17 protein-coding genes and 3 pseudogenes are annotated in these 20,693 nt (G+C 61.7%); 7 read left to right on the forward strand and 13 right to left on the reverse strand.

Annotation, left to right across the window (positions count from 1 at the left end; all coding sequences use genetic code 11):
- Positions 1–59 precede the first annotated feature (59 nt).
- Positions 60–656, reverse strand: coding sequence for a glutathione S-transferase family protein (locus LGH82_RS09355; protein ID WP_227348232.1), 597 nt, complete (start codon positions 654–656; stop codon positions 60–62).
- Positions 657–1,177: 521 nt separating this feature from the next.
- Here LGH82_RS09355 and LGH82_RS09360 point away from each other — a divergent pair.
- Positions 1,178–1,480 carry a hypothetical protein gene (locus tag LGH82_RS09360; protein ID WP_227348233.1) on the forward strand — a complete coding sequence of 101 codons (303 nt, stop codon included), beginning with the start codon at positions 1,178–1,180 and terminating at the stop codon, positions 1,478–1,480.
- A 168-nt stretch (positions 1,481–1,648) separates the two neighbouring features.
- Here LGH82_RS09360 and LGH82_RS09365 read toward each other — a convergent pair whose 3' ends face one another.
- The 5 genes from LGH82_RS09365 to LGH82_RS09385 all read right to left on the reverse strand — a co-directional run bounded on the left by LGH82_RS09365 (position 1,649) and on the right by LGH82_RS09385 (position 5,849).
- Complete coding sequence (locus tag LGH82_RS09365) at positions 1,649–2,104, reverse strand: hypothetical protein (RefSeq protein ID WP_227348234.1); 456 nt, start codon at positions 2,102–2,104, stop codon at positions 1,649–1,651.
- A gap of 258 nt (positions 2,105–2,362) precedes the next feature.
- Positions 2,363–3,211 (reverse strand): 23S rRNA (adenine(2030)-N(6))-methyltransferase RlmJ, encoded by an 849-nt coding sequence (locus LGH82_RS09370; RefSeq protein WP_227348235.1) that lies wholly within the window; start codon positions 3,209–3,211, stop codon positions 2,363–2,365.
- Positions 3,208–3,822, reverse strand: coding sequence for a hypothetical protein (locus tag LGH82_RS09375; RefSeq protein ID WP_227348236.1), 615 nt, complete (start codon positions 3,820–3,822; stop codon positions 3,208–3,210). The genes LGH82_RS09370 and LGH82_RS09375 overlap by 4 nt, the downstream gene beginning before the upstream one ends.
- A gap of 40 nt (positions 3,823–3,862) precedes the next feature.
- On the reverse strand, positions 3,863–4,312 hold the full coding sequence (locus LGH82_RS09380) for a DNA polymerase III subunit chi (RefSeq protein WP_227348237.1): 450 nt from the start codon (positions 4,310–4,312) through the stop codon (positions 3,863–3,865).
- Between the two features lie 40 nt (positions 4,313–4,352).
- Positions 4,353–5,849, reverse strand: coding sequence for a leucyl aminopeptidase (locus LGH82_RS09385; RefSeq protein WP_227349531.1), 1,497 nt, complete (start codon positions 5,847–5,849; stop codon positions 4,353–4,355).
- Between the two features lie 343 nt (positions 5,850–6,192).
- Between LGH82_RS09385 and lptF the strand changes: the two genes are divergently transcribed.
- From lptF to rsmA, 6 genes and pseudogenes are all read left to right on the forward strand, one after another.
- Entirely contained in the window at positions 6,193–7,395 is a 1,203-nt protein-coding gene (lptF, locus tag LGH82_RS09390; protein ID WP_227348238.1) for an LPS export ABC transporter permease LptF, read from the forward strand.
- Positions 7,392–8,477, forward strand: a complete 1,086-nt coding sequence (gene lptG, locus LGH82_RS09395) for an LPS export ABC transporter permease LptG (protein ID WP_227349532.1) — start codon at positions 7,392–7,394, stop codon at positions 8,475–8,477. The genes lptF and lptG overlap by 4 nt, the downstream gene beginning before the upstream one ends.
- Positions 8,477–10,895: pseudogene (locus tag LGH82_RS09400) on the forward strand (LPS-assembly protein LptD). The gene lptG and the pseudogene LGH82_RS09400 overlap by 1 nt, the downstream one beginning before the upstream one ends.
- Positions 10,896–11,016: 121 nt before the next feature.
- On the forward strand, positions 11,017–11,955 hold the full coding sequence (locus LGH82_RS09405; protein WP_227348239.1) for a SurA N-terminal domain-containing protein: 939 nt from the start codon (positions 11,017–11,019) through the stop codon (positions 11,953–11,955).
- A gap of 14 nt (positions 11,956–11,969) precedes the next feature.
- On the forward strand, positions 11,970–12,998 hold the full coding sequence (gene pdxA, locus LGH82_RS09410) for a 4-hydroxythreonine-4-phosphate dehydrogenase PdxA (protein ID WP_227348240.1): 1,029 nt from the start codon (positions 11,970–11,972) through the stop codon (positions 12,996–12,998).
- A gap of 25 nt (positions 12,999–13,023) precedes the next feature.
- Positions 13,024–13,848, forward strand: a complete 825-nt coding sequence (rsmA, locus tag LGH82_RS09415; RefSeq protein WP_227348241.1) for a 16S rRNA (adenine(1518)-N(6)/adenine(1519)-N(6))-dimethyltransferase RsmA — start codon at positions 13,024–13,026, stop codon at positions 13,846–13,848.
- A 35-nt stretch (positions 13,849–13,883) separates the two neighbouring features.
- Here rsmA and gmk read toward each other — a convergent pair.
- The 7 genes and pseudogenes from gmk to fabD form a co-directional block, all read right to left on the reverse strand.
- A pseudogene (gmk, locus tag LGH82_RS09420) lies at positions 13,884–14,557 on the reverse strand (guanylate kinase).
- Between the two features lie 3 nt (positions 14,558–14,560).
- Positions 14,561–15,450, reverse strand: a pseudogene (locus tag LGH82_RS09425) (YicC/YloC family endoribonuclease).
- A 174-nt stretch (positions 15,451–15,624) separates the two neighbouring features.
- On the reverse strand, positions 15,625–16,896 hold the full coding sequence (gene mltG / locus LGH82_RS09430) for an endolytic transglycosylase MltG (RefSeq protein WP_227348242.1): 1,272 nt from the start codon (positions 16,894–16,896) through the stop codon (positions 15,625–15,627).
- Between the two features lie 213 nt (positions 16,897–17,109).
- On the reverse strand, positions 17,110–18,372 hold the full coding sequence (fabF, locus tag LGH82_RS09435; RefSeq protein WP_227348243.1) for a beta-ketoacyl-ACP synthase II: 1,263 nt from the start codon (positions 18,370–18,372) through the stop codon (positions 17,110–17,112).
- Between the two features lie 35 nt (positions 18,373–18,407).
- The gene (locus tag LGH82_RS09440) at positions 18,408–18,644 is read right to left on the reverse strand and encodes an acyl carrier protein (protein ID WP_006203723.1); all 237 of its coding nucleotides are present in this window, start codon (positions 18,642–18,644) and stop codon (positions 18,408–18,410) included.
- A 199-nt stretch (positions 18,645–18,843) separates the two neighbouring features.
- Complete coding sequence (fabG, locus tag LGH82_RS09445; protein ID WP_227348244.1) at positions 18,844–19,581, reverse strand: 3-oxoacyl-[acyl-carrier-protein] reductase; 738 nt, start codon at positions 19,579–19,581, stop codon at positions 18,844–18,846.
- A 56-nt stretch (positions 19,582–19,637) separates the two neighbouring features.
- A complete protein-coding gene (fabD, locus tag LGH82_RS09450; protein WP_227348245.1) occupies positions 19,638–20,579 on the reverse strand; it encodes an ACP S-malonyltransferase in 942 nt (313 codons plus the stop codon).
- Between the last annotated feature and the right edge of the window lie 114 nt (positions 20,580–20,693).

Genomic DNA, 20,693 nt, shown 5'->3' on the forward strand with positions numbered 1-20,693 from the left:
TCCAAGCCACGACACGAAAAAGCCGGGCCTCGCGCCCGGCTTTTTTTGTTGCCCGCCAGTCAGGCCGGCACGCATGTCTTCAGTTCTGGGAACTTCTCGTCGAAACGCGCGGCCCAGCGGACAAGCCGAGCACGGCCCTTTTCCCACTTGCCGGCAAAACGCAGCGCCAGATAGCCAAGGCAGGCACGAACAGCCATCTGGCCGGCGGTAATCTTCTTCGGCAATTTTGGCGGATTGGCGTTGAGCATGTCCAGCGCGCCGGTGATCTTTGCCCACTGCCGATCCAGCCAGGGCTGATAGACCATGTCCTCGGGACGCGTCCGGCGCTCATAGACCATCGACAGCGCGCAATCGCAAATGCCGTCAGCCAGCGCTTCCAGCACTTCGGCTTCGAGGCGCTTGTCCGGATTGCGCGGAAACAACATGTTCTTCGAAACCCGGTTGAGATGCTGGGTGATGGCGCGGCTGTCGTGGATCGAACGTCCGTCATCAAGCACCAGAACCGGAATCTTGCCAAGCGGGTTGGCGCCGATCAGTTCGGCCGGCTTCTCTTCGGTCTTGACCGGGACGGCATCCATGGCAATGCCGGCATAGACAGCGGCCATACGCACCTTGGAACTGTAGGGCGAGGAGGACGCATAAAGCAGTCTGGGCATGATCGGTTTCCTGTTTTTGAGACAGGCACTGTTGATCATGCACGCCCTTGCAGGCAACAGCCAGAAAGAGAAAAACCGGCCGCCACGCCAGGAGGCAGCCAAATCCCAACCGGCTTCGAATCGACCGACATGGTCGCCCCGGACATATGAACACCTAGACGGCTTCAACCGCACCAAAGGGCACGTCGACTGATTTTCGAGGCCAGCCCTGACCATCAAACCAGCGAGCAAGGCATCCTGTTTGATGCCCGCTCTGCTGTCTTGCGCTCTGCTCTGGCTTGAAGAACCGCTTTTACTTCTTGGCGGACTTCGCCTTGGCGGGAGCGGCCTTCGGCTTTGCCGCCAGCGCTGCTTTCTTCACCGCGGGTTTTGCCACGGCCGCAGCCGCGGCCTTTTTCGCGGGGGCCTTCGCCGGAGCTGCCTTCGCCTTTGGTGCGGCCGCCTTCGGCCTAGCCGCGGGCGCTGCTTTCTTCGCAGCCGGTTTTGCCGCTGCCGCGGCAACCTTGGCAGGAGCCTTCGCCTTGGCAGGCGCTGCCTTTGCTGGCGCTGCCTTGGCAGGCGCGGCCTTCGCCTTAGGTGCTGCAGCCTTCGCCGCTGGCGCAGCCTTCTTCAAGGCAGGCTTTGCCGCCGCCGCTGCGGCTTTCTTTGCCGGAGCCTTCGGTGCCGCTGCCTTCGGCTTTGCCGCGGGAGCCGCTTTCTTCACTACTGCTGGTTTTGCGGCGGCCTTCGGTGCCGCCTTTGCTGCCGGAGTCTTGGATGCCGGCGCTTTGGATGACTGCTTAGCCATGCGATGCCCCTTCCGTTGTGCCGACGGCCGTGAATGACCCGGCGGGTCATGCATATCTGACTCGCTCTTCTCTAGCCAGCGAAGCGATTTGCCTGAAATTCTGGCAGCAGACGGGCAATCCGGCCCACTTTCGGCGACACGCAATCCAGTCGCCCGCACGAGCGAAGCGTTCCCTGGTCGGCCGATTTTCAGATCAATGGTCGCGTCAGCGCAGGACGCGGCAGCTGCCGTTATAGACCATCCAGCGGTCGAAGCCCGAGACACAGAATTCGACATTGTCGCCGATCGAGGCGAAGCCTTGCCCTTCCTCGATCAGATACCAGATGGCGCGGGCGCGGCCGTCGGACAGGTTGACGGTGGCGCCGCAGTAGCGGCGACCAATCGGCCAGGTCTCACTGGCCGGGAGATAACGGTGCTGGTGGATCCGATGAAAATCGGTGATCTGCACATCCGGCAGATGCGGCACATGTTTGACCTGGTAGCTGAAGCGGCTGCTGATCTTGCTCAGCACCCATGGCTGGCCGCAAACGCCACCATCATCGTCGGAATAGCTGGCGGGAAGGTCGGCCGCATGCACGGCCTGCATGACGCCAAGCGGCGCGGCGAGCGGCGTGCAAAGGCTTATCAGGGCGGCAAGGGCGGATTTGGCGAAGCGAGTCATGTCAGCCTCTTTGAATCTGTGAACTACACTCTGCGGATTCGGCGAGTTGCGGTCAAGCGGTTGCACTGGCGATGGTGAACCATGTTGAAAATTCATGACAACACGACGTCGTGACAACAAACCTCAGGGTGATGCGTCGCGGATTGCTCTGCCCCTGGCCTCACGCTTGCCTGACGGCTTCGCGTCCTGATGACCCGGTGCGCCATGAAAACCGGCCCCGGGTGTATTGCCGCGAAACCTCCAATCGCCGATCCGTGCCTACTCGCCGGTCAGCCATTCCAGCGACCAATGCGCCGGTTTTCCCACGGCGAGCAACCTGTGCAAGGCAGGAAGCAGCGTCCGCAGTTCCCCCTCAAGCGTGAACGGCGGATTGACCACCACCATGCCGCTCCCATCGAGGCTGGGCTCCGAGGAGGCGGGCCGGATCTCGAATTCTATGTCAAGTATTCTTGGAACGCCGGACTGCTTCAGCGCCTTCCGGAATGCGATGACCGCCTTGCGGTCCTTGATCGGATACCACAGCGCATAGATGCCGCCGGGCCACCGCCTGTGCGCCTTCACCAGACCGTCGACGAGGCGGTCGAACTCACCTGCTTCCTCGAATGGTGGATCGATGAGAACCAGGCCACGCTTTTCCTTCGGCGGCAGATGGGCGCCAAGCGCAAGCCAGCCATCGAGTTCCAACACCCTCGCTTGGAAATCGCCGGCGAATTCCGTCTTCAGTCTTGCCGCACCCTTGGGGTGCAGTTCGATTGCCGACAGTCGATCCTGCTTGCGCAGGAGATGGCGCGCAATCAACGGCGAGCCCGGATATTTCTTCACGCCGCCATCGGAATTGAACGACCGCACCGCCTCCAGATAGGGTGCCAGCAGCGACGCTGCCTTGGCATCGAGCGAGGCATCGATCAGTCGGCCAATGCCGCCTTGCCACTCGCCGGTCTTCTGCGCTTCGACAGACGACAGATCGTAGCGGCCAATGCCGGCGTGGGTGTCGATGACGCGAAACGCCTTGTCCTTCTGCTTCAGATATTCAAGCAGCCGCGTCAGCACGACATGCTTGACGACATCGGCAAAATTTCCAGCGTGGTAGGCGTGGCGGTAATTCATTTGGCGTCCCTGCCCCAGCGCGGCGGCGGTGGCTGCGAGTTCGGATTTTCGGGCCGGCCGCCACCGCCACCACGCAGCGCCAGCACAAAGCCGATCAAGCCGACAGCCATCAGCGAGAACCCGACTGGTTGCGCACGCTTGTCGACTTCACCGACGGCTGATCGCAATACGAGATCCACCGACCGCATCTCGATACCCTCCGCATCGCCCGGGCCAACGGTGAAGACGTAGGGGCCGGGGCTAACCACGGGGATCAGGCCCGCCTCGTCGCGGAAGATCTTGTCCGGCAATTGCGGGCTGGCCTGGCGCGGATTGTCAGAATGATTGAATTGGAGTGTCGAGGCCAGCACGGTGCGCCCGTTGGTGGCGGCGGTCAGGGTCAAAACGGTGCGCTGTTGCGAGACGATCCGCTCGGCCCGGGCGGTCAGGTCGACCAGCACTCGGACCGGTTCGTCGCTGCTGCTCAAAGCCACCGTCACCGGCTTGAACCGGCCCTGCTCGTAGACGCGCCAGGTGCCGATCTCATGGCCGGAGAAATTGCTCATCACCCAAGGATAGATGGCGCCAATGCCAACGCCGGCGAACAGGATCAGGGCAAACAGAAAGCGCATTATTCATTCCAATGAAGATGGCACGGGATCTCGGCACGCATCATGCCTTGCGCTCCCAGCGGCGGTCTGGCGTCTGCTGCCAGTAGGTCACGGCGTGGCCGGCATCCTTCATCGTCTTCCAGTGCGCCCGCGCCGCCTCGACTTGGGCAGCGTCATGACCGTCGAACAGGAAGACGGCGCGTTCGTAGCCGGCAAGATCCGGGGGCGCCGCACCATCGACCAGAAAACGGATTTTTGCCTCGTTCGGGTTGCTGTCGCCTGTGGTCAAAAGGACAGGCTGGTCGGCGGTATGCGCTTCGCGATCCGTGGCATGGGCCAGGAACGAATCGTCGCGAAATGTCCACAGATGCATATCGAGTGCATCGCGCCGCTCCTCGGTGCCGGTTTGCACCACGGCGCGCCAACCGCGATCGACACTGCGCTCGAGGAGGCCGGGAAGCGCGTCCTCGAGTGTCGATTCGGTCAGGTGATAGAAAAGGACGTCGGCCATCGCCTTCTATAGCGTCGACGGCCGCATCGTTTCCAGCCGCCTATTGCTCATAATTGTCCCGCACGAGGCGATCGAGCAGCCTGACGCCAAAACCCGAGCCCCATGACTGGTTGATCTCGCTCGACGGCGCACCCATCGCGGTGCCGGCAATGTCGAGATGCGCCCATGGCGTGTCCTTGACGAAGCGCTGCAGGAACTGCGCGGCGATGATGGCGCCACCATAGCGGCCGCCGATATTCTTCATGTCGGCGTTCTTGGAATCAATGAGCTTGTCGTATTCGGCGCCAAGCGGCATGCGCCACAATCTTTCTTGCGTCGCCTGGCCGGCTGCCGTCAGCTTTTCCGACAGTTCGTCATTGTTGGAGAACAGGCCGGCATAATGCTGGCCGAGCGCCACCATGACGGCGCCGGTCAATGTCGCCAGATTGACCATGAACCTTGGCTGGAAACGGTCGTTGCAGTACCACAGCGCATCGGCCAGGACGAGGCGGCCTTCAGCGTCCGTGTTGAGCACCTCGATGGTCTGACCCGACATCGAAGTTACGATATCACCCGGACGCTGGGCATGACCGTCGACGGCATTTTCCACCAGCCCGATGATGCCGACGACATTGGCCTTCGCCTTGCGCGACGCGAGCGCCTGCATCAGGCCGGTCACCGCCGCGGCACCGCCCATGTCGCCCTTCATGTCCTCCATGCCGGATGCCGGCTTCATCGAGTTGCCGCCTGTATCGAAGGTGACGCCCTTGCCGACAAAAGCGATGGGGCTGTCCTTGGCCTTGCCGCCATTCCATTGCATCACCGCCATGCGGGCGCCACGCGGCGATCCCTGCGCAACGCCGAGCAACGAGCCCATGCCGAGCTTCTTCATCTCCTTCTCGGTGAGGATTTCGACCTTGACGCCCAATGCTTCCAGTTCCTTGGCGCGGGCGGCAAACTCCACCGGTCCGAGCGCATTTGCCGGCTCATTGACCAGGTCGCGCGCCAGAAGGACGCCATCGATCACCGCCACCTCATCGGCGAAGGCCTTTTTCGCGCCGGCTGGATCATTGGTGTGGATGGTTATCCTTGCCGGCTTCTTCGTATCGTCCTTGCCATCGCCATTGTCCTTCTTGGTCTTGTACTTGTCGAAGGAGTAGCTGCGCAAAAGGATGCCCGCGGCAAGGTTCGCCGCCTCCTGAGCGCCAACAGAGGTGTCGGCCAGATCGAGAACGATCGCAACGTCAACCGCCTTGCGCAACGACGCGGCAATGGTTCCACCAAGCTTCAGCCAGGCGTAGTCATCGAGCGCCGACACCTTGCCGGCGCCGATCACGACCAGCCGATCGAACGGCGTTCCCTCGGGCGCCAGCACTTCGACGACGCTTGCGAATTTGGCCGTGAAGTCGGCGACCGGAAATGCGCGCTCGAGTGCCTTGGCGGGATCGCAACCCTTTGCCGCGTCGCTCAACCCGCTCCCCTCCGCCGAGAGCACGAAGACGCTCCCCTTCTTGGGCGTTGTTAACTTGGCAAAGGCAATCGAAGGTCTCGAATTCATCATGTCCTGCTTTCGGGGAGGTGCTTCAAACGTTCCAGCGTCGTCTCGTGGAGTGCGCGACATTTGGTCGTTTTCCCGCATTTGGCAAGACTTTGCCGAAATCGCACCCCATATGGCTGACGGAACCGACGTCGATTCGGCACGGCACGGCTCCTCTTCTTTCGCCGCAACCTGTTGTTAACCAAGCATGTTCGCCCTTTCTTATCCATTCCCGCCGACACTCCGGCCTGCCGGGGAACATGATGTGGGACGGGAACCAGATCGAACCGGTTGTGCGGGCGGCGGCGGACGGCTACCTTGTTCGGCGGCATGATGCCGTTCGAAAAAATCGAGAAAAGCCTTCATGAAGGTCGTTGAACGCTACATCATGCGCCGCGCTTTCGTGGTCTTCATGGCAGCGCTGGTCTGGACGCTGGCGATCGTGTGGACCACGCAAGTTCTAGCCCGCATAGATCTTGTCACCGACAGCGGCCAGTCGGCCCTCACCTTCTTCGAAGTCGCCGCTCTCATTTTGCCGTCGATCATCCCGATCGTCGTGCCTTTTGCGCTGGTGGTGGCGGTAGCGCAGACGCTCAGCACGATGAATGCGGACTCGGAACTGGCCGTCATCAATGCAGCTGGTGCATCGCGCTGGACAATCGTCAGGCCGATCATGCTGCTTGCGCTCGGAGCCGCCATCTTTTCATTCGCCGTCGACAACGGCATCGATCCCTATGCACGCCAGAAAAATCGCGAGCTGGTGGCGTCATCACGGGCGGATCTGTTGACCCTGGTCATCCAGGAAGGCACCTTCCGCAAGATCGACGATGGCCTGTTCCTGCAGATCGGCGAACGGCTTCCGGACAATCGTCTCGGCGGCATCTTCGTTGCCGATTCGCGAGAGGAAGGCGTCAACCTCGTCTACTATGCCAAGAGCGGCTCCATCGTCGAACGCGGCGCCGAAAAGGTGCTGATGATGAACGACGGCGTCATCCATCGCAAAACGCTGACGGGCGATCTTTCCGTCATCCGGTTCACATCCTATGCGTTCGACCTGTCGGCCTTCATGGCGGCGGCATCGGCGGTAACCCTGATGGCGAAGGACCAGACTACGCAGTATCTGCTCAATCCGGACCCGAACGACAAGGTTTTCCAGCGAGAGCCCAACACCTACCAGGCCGAGGTCAACCAGCGCTTCACGGAATGGACCTACTCGCTGGTCTTCGCGCTGATAGCACTTGCGGTGGCCGGCGATGCACGCTCGCATCGCGAGGCGCGCGTCAATCCGCTGATCACGGCCATCGGCATCTCCCTGTTTGTCCGCTGGTTTGGATTCTTCGCCGACGGCAAGGCCGACACGGTGCCGCAATTTGCCTACATGGTCTATGGCGTGCCGATCGTCGCATCCGCGATCGCCATCTGGTTCATCGTCACCAACCGAACCATGGAACTGCCGGTGGCCTGGGCTGACTGGATGACCAACTGCGCCGATCGCGTCACAGAGGGATGGAACGCCCTCAAGCTGCGCTTTTCCAGGGGCAGCACGTCTGGACAAAGGGTCGGCTGATGGGTTGGACACTGGGCCGGTATTTTTTCTTCCGCTATGTATCGATCACCATCTGGTTCTTCATCGGCCTGCTGGCGCTGGTGTTCCTGATCGATTTCACCGAGCTTTCCGGCCGCACCACCGGGTTGCCGGGCTTCACCTACGGAACGGCGCTCGCCATTTCGGGGCTCAGGATGCCGATGATCATGCTGCAGACCGTGCCATTCGTCGGCCTGTTCTCGGCAATGGCGACCCTGGTATCGCTCAATCGCAAATATGAGCTGGTCATAGCGCGTTCCGCCGGCGTGTCCGCCTGGCAGTTCCTTTTGCCGTGCTGCATCGGGGCGCTTCTTTTCGGCGCCTTTTCGGTCGGGATCATCAATCCGATCGCCGCGCATGCCTTTTCCTGGTCCGAGCGGATGGAGACCGAGCTCCGCTCCGGCAAATCGAACGCCGTTTCGGCCGATGCCGCCCCCTGGATCCGGCAGAAGACCAGTACGGGCGACACCATCATCGGCGCCCGCGCCATTCTCAACCAGGGCCTGGAGATGGCCGACGCGGTGTTCTTCATCCTCAGCCCGCAAGGCGATATCGTCGAACGCAAGGACGCGGCACGCGTCTATCTGCGCGACGGCTACTGGGAACTGCAGGACGTCAAGATATTCAAGGATGGCACCATCCGATCGGTGGGCAGCGATCGCGTACCGACCAATCTGAAGCCCGAATTCGTCCAGGAGCGGCTGGCACGCCCGGAAACGATCCCGTTCTACGATCTGCCGGGCAAGATCGAGGTTGCCCGCTCCTTCGGCCTCAAGGCAAATGCCTTCGCAATGCAGTTTGATTCGCTGGTGGCGCTGCCATTCCTGCTCGTCGCCATGACGCTGATTGCTGCAACAGTATCAATGCGATTTGCGAGGATGGGGCAGTCCGCAACGATGATTCTGGGTGGCGTCCTCGCCGGGTTTCTGCTTTATGTCGTTTCGGTGTTGGTCAAAGCATTCGGCGTTGCGGGATTCGTGCCCACCGCTGTGGCTGCGTGGGTTCCGGTTGTTGTGGCTATGTTCTTTGGGGTGACATTCCTGCTATACAAGGAAGACGGCTAGTGAGGGAGGCGGTTTTGCGCAGCTATAGGCAGGCCGGTTTGGCGCGCCTTTACGCGGCAAGCGCCTTGGCATGCCTTGTCGCCTGCGGCGTCACCATCGTGCCAGCCGTTGCCCAGCAGGTAACGGATCTGGCGCAGAAAGTGCCGTCCGGCTCGCAAATGCTGCTGGCGGCGGATACGCTTGTCTATGACAACGACAACCAGACGGTAACGGCCGTCGGCGGCGCAGATCGACTATGGCGGCAACCGCCTCGTGGCGCAGCGGGTCGAATACAACCGCAAGACCAAGCGCCTCGTTGCCAGTGGCAATGTTCAGGTCATCAACGCCGACGGTACCAAGGTCTATTCAGACCACGTCGACCTCACCGACGACTTCGCCGATGGCTTCGCAAACGCACTGCGTGTCGAAACGGTCGACAAGGCCTATTTCGCGGCGGAAAGCGCCGAGCGCATGGGCGGCGTGCTGACCACGTTCCACAATGGTGTCTACACCGCCTGTGCACCCTGCGAAGACAAGCCGGACAAAGCGCCGACCTGGCGCGTCAAGGCGCGGAAGATCATCTGGAACGGCGAGAAGAAGACGGTTCGCTTCGAGAACGCGAATTTTGAATTCTTCGGCTTTCCACTCGCCTATCTGCCGGCATTCGAGATTGCGGATCCAACGGTCAAGCGCAAGAGCGGCTTCCTGATCCCCAGCATCGGCTACAAGAGCGATCTGGGCTACAGCGTCAAGGTTCCCTACTATTTCGCGCTATCGCCAACATATGACCTTACGGTCACGGGCACCGGCTACACCAAGCAGGGCTTCCTTGGCGAGGCCGAATGGCGCCAGCGTTTCAACAATGGCGAATACAGCGTAAAGATCGCGGGCATCCAGCAACGAGACCCCGGCGCCTTTGTCGACAGCAACGGGTACAATGTCGATTCCGGAGGGCCAGGCGATCCGAACAAATTCCGCGGCATGATGGGCACCCAGGGCCAGTTCGCCATCAATCCGCGCTGGGATTTCGGCTGGAATATCCTGCTGCAGACCGACAAGAATTTTTCGAGCACCTACAGCATCAAGGACTATAGCGACGTCATCCATCGCTCCGAGGTCTATCTGACCGGTCTCAACGACCGTAACTATTTCGACCTGCGTGCCATGCGCTTCGACGTCCAGGAAAATACGCTGAGCTCGGACCCTTCCGCACGCGCCGGCCAGCAGCCCTGGGTCCTGCCGTCGCTTGACTATGCGTACATCCCTGACGTGGCGGTGGCCGGAGGCCAGTTGTCGATCAATGTGAACGCGAGGGCCATCCGCCGCGACAGCCTGGATGAAGGCTTCAAAACGCCATACGACGACACCACCCCGACCATACGCGTTCCTGGCATTCAGGGCGACTCCGCGAGGTTGACGGCGGAAGCCGAGTGGAAGCGGACCTTCACGACCGAGGATGGGCTGGTGCTCACGCCCATGTTCGCGCTACGCGGCGATGCCAGCTATCTCAATGCATCGTCAGCCTCGCTTGCCGCCATCAACAACATGGCAACGACTTTGAACGTGCAGGACGATATGCGCTCGTCGCTGGCCACCTACATGGCGACCGCCGGACTTGAAGTTCGCTGGCCGCTGCTGTTTGCGGCGGCCAATTCCAGCCATGTCCTCGAGCCGATGGCGCAGGTTTTCGCGCGTCCTAACGAGCAGTATGTCGGCGGTCTCGCCGTGCCCAACGAGGACGCCCAGAGCCTTGTCTTCGACGCGACAACATTGTTCGAGGAAGACAAGTTTTCCGGCTATGACCGCGTCGAAGGCGGCACGAGGGCCAATGTCGGCCTGCGCTATTCCGGCTCCTATGACAATGGCTGGAGCACAAACGGCCTGTTCGGCCAGTCCTACCAGCTCGCCGGACGCAACTCCTTCGACGCACCGGACCTCGTTAATGTCGGTGCCTATTCTGGCCTCCAGACGTCTTCATCCGATTACGTCGGCCTGATCGGCCTCAACAGCCCCAACGGGTTCTCCGGCTCGGTCAGCGGTCGTTTCGACGAACAGACCTTCGAAGTCCGCCGTGCCGAGTTGAAGGCCGCCTATTCCGGCCTGCCGGTTTCGCTGAGCGCCAAATACGCGTTCATCCAGGCCCAGCCTCTCTATGGCTTCACGGAGGATCGCCAAGAGGTCACGCTTGGCGCGTCCACGCATCTTGCCGAGGCCTGGCGTGTCTTCGGAACAGGCACCTACGACATACAGAGCAGCCTTCTGGTCAAGGATGGCGTGGGCTTCGCTTATAATGATTCGTGCTTCACCTATCTGATGACCTTTTCGCAATCGCGCGACCTGACCACCCGAGAGGTCTCGCAGACCATCGGCTTCAACCTGTCATTCCGCACGATTGGTGATTTCGGGTCGTCACAAAGCTCCATCGATACGATCCAGTAGAGGGCGGTCGGCCAAGAGCAAGCAGTCGGCTGACGACATCGTTTCGCCGCATAGGTCTGGCACCGATTCCACGCACCCTGGGGCAGGGATAGAGTAGAGCTGGGACCGGAATAGAATTGGGATGCTTTCGATGAGGAAATACCTCTTTTCGGCAGGATTTGCGCTGCTTGTGGCTGCAACATCCGTCTCGATGACAATCATGACGCCGCCGGCATTCGCCAGCGAGATCAAATACGTCGTCAACGACATACCGGTGACCAGCGGCGACATCGCGCACAGGGCCGCCTTCCTGCGCCTCCAGCACCGTAAGGGCGATGCCGCCAACGAGATGGTCGAACAGACATTGCGGATGGCGGAGGCCAAGCGGCTCGGTATCAAAATCGGCGATGCCCAGGTCGACGCCGCCTATCAGCGCTTTGCCACGACCAACAAGATGCAGATCAGCCAGCTCGATGGCGTCATGGAAAAATCGGGCGTGACCAAGGAGCATTTCAAGGAATTCATCCGCGCCCAGATGGCCTGGAACCAGGCATTGAGCGCGCGTTACCGTTCCGGCGATGGTGGCGGCGGCGCAACCAGCGAACAGGACGCTGTAAAGCGCATGCTCAGCAATGGCGGCACCAAGCCAACCGCCATGGAATACATGCTTCAGCAGGTGATCTTCGTGGTGCCGCAAGCTGAGCGCAGCGCGACGCTGGCCAAGCGCAAACGCGAAGCCGACGCCATGCGCGCCCGCTTCAATGGTTGCAACACCACGCGCGAATTCGCCAAGGGCCTAATGGACGTCACAGTTCGCGATCTCGGCCGTGTGCTGGCGCCGCAATTGCCGACGGACTGGGCAGAGCAGGTCAAAGCCACCAAGGTCGGTGGAGCCACTCCAGTGCGTGAAACCGAACGAGGCATCGAGTTCATCGGCATCTGCTCTTCGCGCGAAGTGTCCGACGACAAGGTCGCGCAAATGGTGTTTCAGAGCGAGGGCTCGACAGACAAGGCCGCCGACGACCTCAGCAAGAAATATCTCGACGAGCTGAAGGCGAAAGCCAAAATCGTCAAGCGCTGAATTCCGGCATAATCGTGCGTGGCGCCGAGATCCCGCTGGCATTGAGCATTGGCGACCCGTCGGGTATCGGACCCGAAATCGCGATTGCCGCGTGGCAGGCCAGGGACGCGTTCGCGATCCCGCCCTTTTACCTCCTCGCCGATCCGCAATTGGTGGCCGCACGGGCAGATCACGTTGGCGCCAGCGTGGAAATCGCCGAAACAACGCCAGCGCAGGCATCACGGACATTTTCGCGCGCATTGCCGGTCGTGCCGCTCTCCGCCCGTTTCGTCGACAGTCCCGGCAGGCCTGACCCGGCCAACGCCGCAGGCACGGTGGAAGCCATCGATCGCGCGGTTGCGGACTGCCTCGCCGGCCGTGCCGCGGCGGTCGTCACCTGCCCGATAGCCAAGAAGCCACTCTATGATGCCGGCTTCCGCTTTCCCGGTCATACCGAATATCTGGCGCATCTGGCATCGCTGCACACCGGAACCGAGGTGATGCCGGTGATGATGCTGACGGGACCAGACCTCTCCACCGTTCCCGTCACTATCCATATCCCTCTGGCCAAAGTGCCAACGGCGCTGACAACCGAACTGATCGTCGCCACCGCGCGCATAACCGCCTCCGACCTCGCAAGCCGCTTCGGCATATCGAAGCCGAGGCTTGCCATTGCCGGCCTCAATCCGCATGCCGGCGAAGGCGGGGCAATGGGCGACGAAGACGAGCGGATCATCCGTCCGGCGATCGCCATCCTGCGTGAGGAAGGGATAAACGCCTTCGGCCCGCTTCCCGCCGACACGATGTTCCATGCGCGAGCTCGCGCTGGCTATGACGCAGCCATCTGCATGTATCACGATCAGGCGCTCATCCCGGCAAAGGCGCTCGCTTTCGACGAAGCGGTCAACGTTACGCTCGGTCTGCCCTTCATACGCACGTCGCCGGACCACGGCACGGCTTTCGACATCGCCGGAAAGGGCATTGCGCGCGCCGACAGCCTGATCGCGGCCTTGAAACTTGCCAGAAGGCTGGCCGACACCGGAACGAAAGCTGCTGCTGCATGAGTGCTTCCCGCCTGAGCCCGCGCGCATGAGCATCGACGGCCTGCCGCCGCTTCGCGACGTGATCGAACGCCATGGCCTGCAAGCGAAAAAGGCGCTCGGCCAGAATTTCCTGCTCGACTTGAACCTGACAGGAAAAATCGCGCGCAGCGCGGGCGACCTGACTGCAACCACCGTGATCGAGGTCGGGCCGGGCCCCGGCGGGTTGACTCGTGCGCTGCTATTGCATGGCGCCAGCCGCGTCATCGCCATCGAACGGGACGAGCGCTGCGTGGCTGCATTGGCGGAAGTGTCGGATCATTATCCGGGCCGGCTGGATGTGATTGCTGACGATGCGCTGAAAACGGATTTTGCAGCCCTTGCCGGAGACGGGCCGACGAAAATCGTCGCCAACCTCCCCTACAATATCGGCACCGAACTCCTGGTGCGCTGGCTGACAGTCACCGACTGGCCGCCTTTCTATACATCGATGACGCTGATGTTCCAGCGCGAGGTGGCCGAGCGCATTGTCGCCGCCGCTGGCAGTGATGCCTATGGCCGGTTGGGCGTGCTCGCCGGCTGGCGCACGGAAGCCAGGATCGCCTTTGACGTGCCGCCGCAGGCATTCACGCCGCCGCCCAAGGTTACCTCGTCGGTGGTGCATCTGGTGCCACGCCAGACGCCCTTGCCTGTTGACGTCAAGCGGCTCGGACGTGTCACCGAGGCCGCGTTCGGCCAGCGCCGAAAGATGCTGCGGCAAAGCGTGAAGAGCCTGGGTGGCGAAGCGCTGCTCGAGCGCGCGGGCATCGACCCGACCCGGCGCGCCGAGACGCTGAGCGTCGAGGAATTCGTACGGCTGACCAATTCGGTGTAGCTCTCCTTCCCCCGTCCATGGACAGGAGCAGGAGATCAGCCCGTCTTCTCGTCCAGAAGCCCGGAGACGAAATCGAACAGGCCCGGCCGACGATCGCGTCTCAGACGTTCGGCGACGACGATACCGCGCACCTCGGCGAAGGCTCGATCGAGATCGTCGTTGACGATGACGAAGTCGTATTCCTTCCAGTGCTCGATCTCGTTGCGGGCGTTTTCAGCCGCATATCGATCACCGATTCCTGATCCTCGGCGCGGCGCTTGAGCCTTGCCTTCAATTCCTTCATCGACGGCGGCAGGATGAAGATCGAGACGATATCGGCGCGCATCTTCTCCTTGAGCTGCTGCGCGCCTTGCCAGTCGATGTCGAACAGCATGTCGCGGCCTTGCGCCAGCGCCAGTTCGGCTGGCTCGCGCGGCGTGGCATAGCAATTGCCGTGCACCTCAGCCCATTCCAGCAGGGCGTCGGAATCGCGCAGCCGCTCGAAGTCGCGCATGGTCCGGAAATGATAATGGACGCCCTCGATTTCGCTGCCCCGCCGTGGTCTGGTCGTAACCGAGACCGACAATTCCAGGCTGGAATCGCTCTCAAGCAGATTGCGCGCGATCGTGGATTTGCCGGCGCCGGAGGGCGACGACAGGACAAGCATCAGCCCCCTGCGGCGAATGCGCGAACCCAGATCTCTCGCAACTATCGGATCTTTGGCCACCATTGGTTATTCCAGATTCTGTACCTGTTCGCGAAACTGATCGACGACCGCCTTCAGCTCCAGCCCAATGGCGGTGACGGCGGCAGCGTTCGACTTCGAGCACAGCGTATTCGATTCGCGGTTAAATTCCTGTGCCCAGAAAATCGAGCTTGCGGCCAATGGCGCCGCCCCCCTTGAGCAGCGCCCGGCCTGACGCCACGTGCGTCTTCAGGCGGTCGATCTCTTCGCGAATGTCGGCCTTGGTGGCGAGGAAAGCCGCTTCCATGTGCAACCGGCTCGCGTCGAGATTGGCGGAGGCGTCCATCAACAGCCGAACTTGTTCCGCGATCCTTTCGCGGATCGCGGCCGGCTCGCGTGACGGGTCCGCCTCGGCCCGCAGTGTTAGCGCCTCGATGGCATCGATGTGGCCCGACAACAGCGAACGCAGTGCCTCGCCTTCCCCCTGCCGCGCCTTTTCCAGCCCGTCCAGCGCCTCTTCGAGCGTAGCCATGATTGCGGTGTCGAGAGCAGCCCGCTCGTCCTCCGTTTCGATGGTTTCGGGGATGTCGAGCACGCCGCGAAGCGATAGCAGCCCATCGGCGGTAGCCGGCGCCACGCCGAACTGCTCCTGCAGCCGTTTGGCCAGCCCGGCCACATCCTTCAGGAATGCTTCGTTGACCACAGGTTGCGCTTGCGTGCCGGCGGCGCGGCCAATCGTCAGCGTCGCCTGGAAATTGCCACGGGAAAACCGCTTCTGGATCGTCTGCCTGACAGTTGGCTCCAGCCGCTCGAACCCCTGCGCCAGTCGCAGCCTGACTTCGACGCTCTTGCCGTTAACGGATTTGACTTCCCAGGCGATCGCGGTGCCGGTGTACTCGCCCGCAGCGCGTGCAACCAGTCATGCTCTGCAAATTCATTTTGTCCGTACGCCCCTTGGCGCATGATCTCGAAAATCGAAAGCGATCGTGCGCGGCTTCAAATTCCTGAGCATCCCTTGCGCTCCCATTGGGTCGCGCGGCGCTCCCTCAAAAATATCAGTCCGCCCTTTGCGCACAAAATTGGGGCGCAAAGGATCCTAGGCGAAATGCCGCCTACTGTGCCGCGCCGGCGTCGCCGCCGCCGAGATCATCGCCACCATTGTCCGCCGGCTTGTCGGCATTGGTTCCACTGCCAGAGCTGTCTTTACCGGTCTGATCAGCGCCACCTTTGGCAGCGTCGGCCTTGGCGGCATCGTCAGCCTGCTTCTTCTGCAGCGCACGGTATCGGGCAACGTTCTGGTTGTGCTCTTCCAGCGTTGAGGCAAAGACGTGGCCACCCGTACCGTCGGCGACAAAATAGAGGTCATCGGTCTTCGACGGATTGGCGACCGCCTCAAGTGCCGCCCGGCCTGGATTGGCGATCGGCGTCGGCGGCAGACCGTTGATCAGATAGGTATTGTAAGGCGTCGGCTTCTGGATGTCCGACTGATAGATCGGGCGATCGGCCGGCTTTCCCTTGCCGCCGAACAGACCATAGATGATGGTCGGATCCGACTGCAGCCGCATGCCCTTGGCCAGTCGGTTCAGAAAAACGGCGGCAACGCGCGAGCGCTCATCACCCCTGCCCGTCTCCTTCTCCACGATCGACGCCAATGTGACGAAGTCGTCGATACTGGCCAGCGGCAGATCAGGCGCGCGACGCTGCCAGACGTCCTCGACCAGTTTCTTCTGATCGGCCAGCAGCTTGTCGACCATCTGCTGGCGTGTCGCACCGCGGGTGAAGCGCAAGGTGTCGGTGGCGAGGCTACCCTCGACTGGCGCGGTCTTCGGCATGTCACCGCTCAACGCGTCCTGCTCGGCAATACGCTCCAGTGCCTGCTCGACCGTAAGCCCCTCGGGGATGGTCAGCGAATACATCACCGACTTGCCGCTCTTCAGTAGGTCCATGATATCGCGCATGGATGCCTGGGGCTTGATTGCGTATTCACCGGCCTTGAGCGCCGAATCGTTTCCGTAGGCGCGCACGCCAAGGCGGAAGACACGGGCGTCACTGATCAATCCGCGCCGCTCGAGCTGGTCGGCAATGTCCTGAACACCGGAGTTCTGTTTGACCATGAACGTGTCGCCGTTGACCGACGGACCTGGTTCATTGAATGCCTGCCTGCCGAAGTAGATCGCCAGGCCGCCTGCCAGAATTACCAGCATGACCAGCGAGAAGAAGAAGTTCATGAACACGACGATCTGGCTGCGCGAGGCGCGCGAGCGGTTGGGCGGCGGCGTGCCGACTTCGGGCCGCAACGCCTCGCTGGCAGTCTTCGGCACGATAGGACCTTGCGCCGCGGGCTTCTGGCCGAATTCCCCGTTGTTTGCCGGATTTGTGGTCATAGCGCCCTACCGTTTGATCTCTTAGAGCGACGTGCGTCCCAGTGGACGCACAAGGTACGCTCTAACATTTCAAGTCCGCGCATCGTGCTTTGCAAAAATCGATTTCGATTCTGATACCGATTCTCGGACCGATGCGCGAATCCCCTGCGGCAGAGTAGAGGCGAATATGGCGAAATTGACGACGCAGCGAGGCGATGCCGACCAGCGAACCGGTCAGCCATTGTAACGCTGGAAGACAAGCGAAGCGTTGGTGCCGCCAAACCCGAAGGAATTGGAAAGCGCGACGTCGATCTGACGAGCCCGCGGCGTGTTCGGCACCAGATCGATGGCCGTTTCCCGCTCGGGATTGTCGAGATTGATGGTCGCCGGCGCAACGTTGTCGCGTATGGCCAGAATCGAGAAGATCGCCTCGGCGGCACCCGCCGCGCCCAAGAGATGGCCAATCGACGATTTGGTCGACGACATCGATATCTTGGAGGCGGCGTTGCCGACCAGCCGCTCGACCGCGCCGAGTTCGATCGTGTCCGCCATGGTCGAGGTGCCATGAGCGTTGATATAGTCAATGTCCGTGGGCGTAAGCTTGGCCCTGTTCAATGCCGCCGTCATGCAACGGAAGGCACCGTCACCGTCTTCAGCCGGCGCCGTGATATGATAGGCATCGCCTGTAAGACCGTAGCCGGTCACTTCGGCATAGATTTTTGCGCCGCGCGCCTTGGCATGCTCGAGTTCTTCAAGCACGACGACGCCGGCGCCCTCACCCATGACAAAACCATCGCGGTCGCGATCATAGGGGCGCGAGGCTTCTTGCGGCGTGTCGTTGCGTTCGGTGGACAGCGCCCGGCAGGCGGCAAAGCCAGCGAGCGAAAGCCGGGTTACCGGCGCTTCGGCGCCACCGGCCAGCATCACGTCGGCATCGCCGAAGATGATCAACCGGGCGGCATCGCCGATGGCATGCGCCCCGGTCGAGCAAGCGGTGACGACGGCGTGGTTCGGGCCTTTCAGCCCGTGTCGGATAGACACCTGCCCGGACACCAGATTGATGATGTTTCCCGGGATGAAGAACGGGCTGATACGACGCGGCCCGCGCTCGTGGAGAATAAGCGCGTTCTGGGCGATGCCTTCAAGGCCACCGATGCCAGAACCAATCATGACGCCCGTGGCGCAGCGCTCCTGCTCGCTCCGAGGCTCCCAGCCGGAGTCCTTCAGCGCTTCGTCGGCGGCCGCGATCCCGTAAAGGATGAAGTCGCCGATCTTGCGCAGTTCCTTCGGCTCGAGAATAGCCTCTGGATTGAGTGTACCATTGCTGCCGTCACCGCGCGGAATGACGTGGGCGATCTTGCAGGCAAGATCGTCCACCTCGAATTCGGTGACTCGTTTGGCAGCGCTTCTGCCGGTCAGAAGTTCCTTCCAGCTGTGCTCAAAGCCCATGCCGAATGGCGACAGCAACCCAAGGCCCGTGACGACGACACGCCTCATCGCAGGTCCCTCCCCAGGTGATGACTGCGAAAGCGTCAGGCCGAAGCCTTGTCGATGTACTTCACGGCATCGCCGACGGTCAGAATGGTCTCGGCCGCATCGTCGGGGATTTCGACGCCGAACTCTTCTTCGAACGCCATGACGAGTTCAACCGTGTCGAGGCTGTCGGCGCCCAGATCATCGATGAAGCTTGCCTGCTCCGTCACCTTGTCGGCATCGACGCCAAGATGCTCGATGACGATCTTCTTGACGCGCTCTGCGGTGTCACTCATGTGGGCATCCTCGTCTTTTGTTTGTCTGTCTTCGTTAGCGGGCAGAATGCCGCTAATCAAGCTGAAAGATGGTCCTGTCGGAAACACAACAGCACAGGACCGGTTCTTGCCCGAACCGCCGGGTTGCGGGCCGCATTACACGAAAAACCGCCAGGGTCCAAGGCGAAATGGTTAGTTTTCACAACCCTTCGAGACCTTGTCAGATCATCGCCATGCCACCATTCACATGAATGGTCTGTCCGGTGACATAGGCGGCCTCGTTCGAAGCAAGGTAGGCGACGGCGGAAGCGACCTCGGCGCTTGTGCCCATGCGCCGGGTGGGGATCGCAGCCATGATCGCGTCTTTCTGCTTGTCGTTGAGCTTGTCGGTCATCGCTGATTCGATGAAGCCCGGGGCGACGCAGTTGACGGTTATGTTGCGGGTCGCGATCTCCTGCGCCAGCGATTTGGACAGGCCGATCATGCCGGCCTTGGACGCGCAGTAATTCGCCTGCCCGGGATTACCGGTGACACCCACGACCGAGGTGATGTTGATGATGCGGCCATGCCGGCGCCGCATCATCGGATGGGTCAGTTCGCGGGTCAGCCGAAATACGGCGGTGAGATTGACCTCGAGCACCGAGTCCCAGTCGGTGTCCGACATGCGCACGAACAGACCGTCCTTGGTGATGCCGGCATTGTTGACGAGAATGTCGACACCTTCGAGATCGGCCTCCGCCTTCTGGCCGAGCGCCTTGACCTCATCGCGATTCGCCAGGTTGGCGGGAAAAAGCATGACCCGGTCACCGAGATCGGCGGCCAGCGTCTCAAGCTTCTCGATGCGTGTGCCATGCAGGCCGACGACAGCGCCCTGCGCATGCAGCACGCGGGCGATCGCCTCGCCGATGCCACCGGACGCGCCGGTGACGAGCGCCTTGCGGCCAGTCAGATCGAACATTTTCTTCCCTTTCAAGAGAACACCCTTCGTATGGGTGAGATCAAAATCGAGCCTGATTATGCAAGCAATGCCAATGCCGCTTCAACGTCGGCGGATGTACCTATGGCATTGGTTGCGATGTCGCGATTGATGCGCCGCGCCAGGCCGGACAGCACCTTTCCGGCCCCAACCTCGTAGAGCGTGGTCACGCCGTTCTGGCCGAACCATTCCACGGTTTCGCGCCAACGCACACGGCCAGTCACCTGCTGGACCAATCGGCGAGCGATTTCGTCCGGATCGTTCGATGGCGTCACCGACACGTTGGAGACCACGGGAACGACCGGCGCGTTTTTCGTCACGCCGGCCAGCGCTTCGCGCATCACATCCGCGGCCGGCGCCATCAACGCCGAATGGAAAGGCGCTGAGACCTGCAGCATCAACGCACGCTTGGCGCCCTTTTCCGTGCAAAGCTTCGCGGCCAGTTCGACCGCCGCCCTGGCGCCGGAGATTACCAGCTGGCCGCCGCCATTGTCGTTGGCGATCTGGCATACAGAGCCCGTGGCGGCTTCGGCACAGGCCGCTTCGACATCGGCCTGCTCCAGCCCGATGATTGCCGCCATGGCCCCCTCGCCGGCGGGCACCGCCGCCTGCATGGCATTGCCGCGTATGCGCAAAAGCCTGGCGGCGTCACCAACCGAAACGAACCCGGCAGCAGCCAGTGCCGAATATTCACCCAGCGAATGCCCGGCGACATAAGCGACCTTGTCCTTCAAGGAAAAGCCGCGCGCTTCGAGCGCCCGGATCGCGGCTAGCGACACCGCCATCAGGGCCGGCTGGGCGTTGGCGGTCAGCGTCAGCGTCTCTTCGGGTCCCTCCCAGATCAACTTCGACAGATTTTCGCCGAGGGCGTCGTCGACTTCCTGGAAGATCTGCCGCGCCTCCGGGAAGGCGTCGGCCAGATCCCTGCCCATGCCGACTGCCTGGCTGCCTTGCCCCGGAAAGGTGAATGCGATGGCCATATCCTGCTCCAGCAACTGATTTTGCCTGCCTGTGACGCAAGGCGGGCGGCCAAGTCAAGCCCACGCCTTGGCCGCCCCTTTGCGGACCTTGGCACGGAAACGGCGGCAGAGTGT

It is taken from the genome of Mesorhizobium sp. PAMC28654 (assembly GCF_020616515.1).
GTDB lineage: Bacteria > Pseudomonadota > Alphaproteobacteria > Rhizobiales > Rhizobiaceae > Mesorhizobium.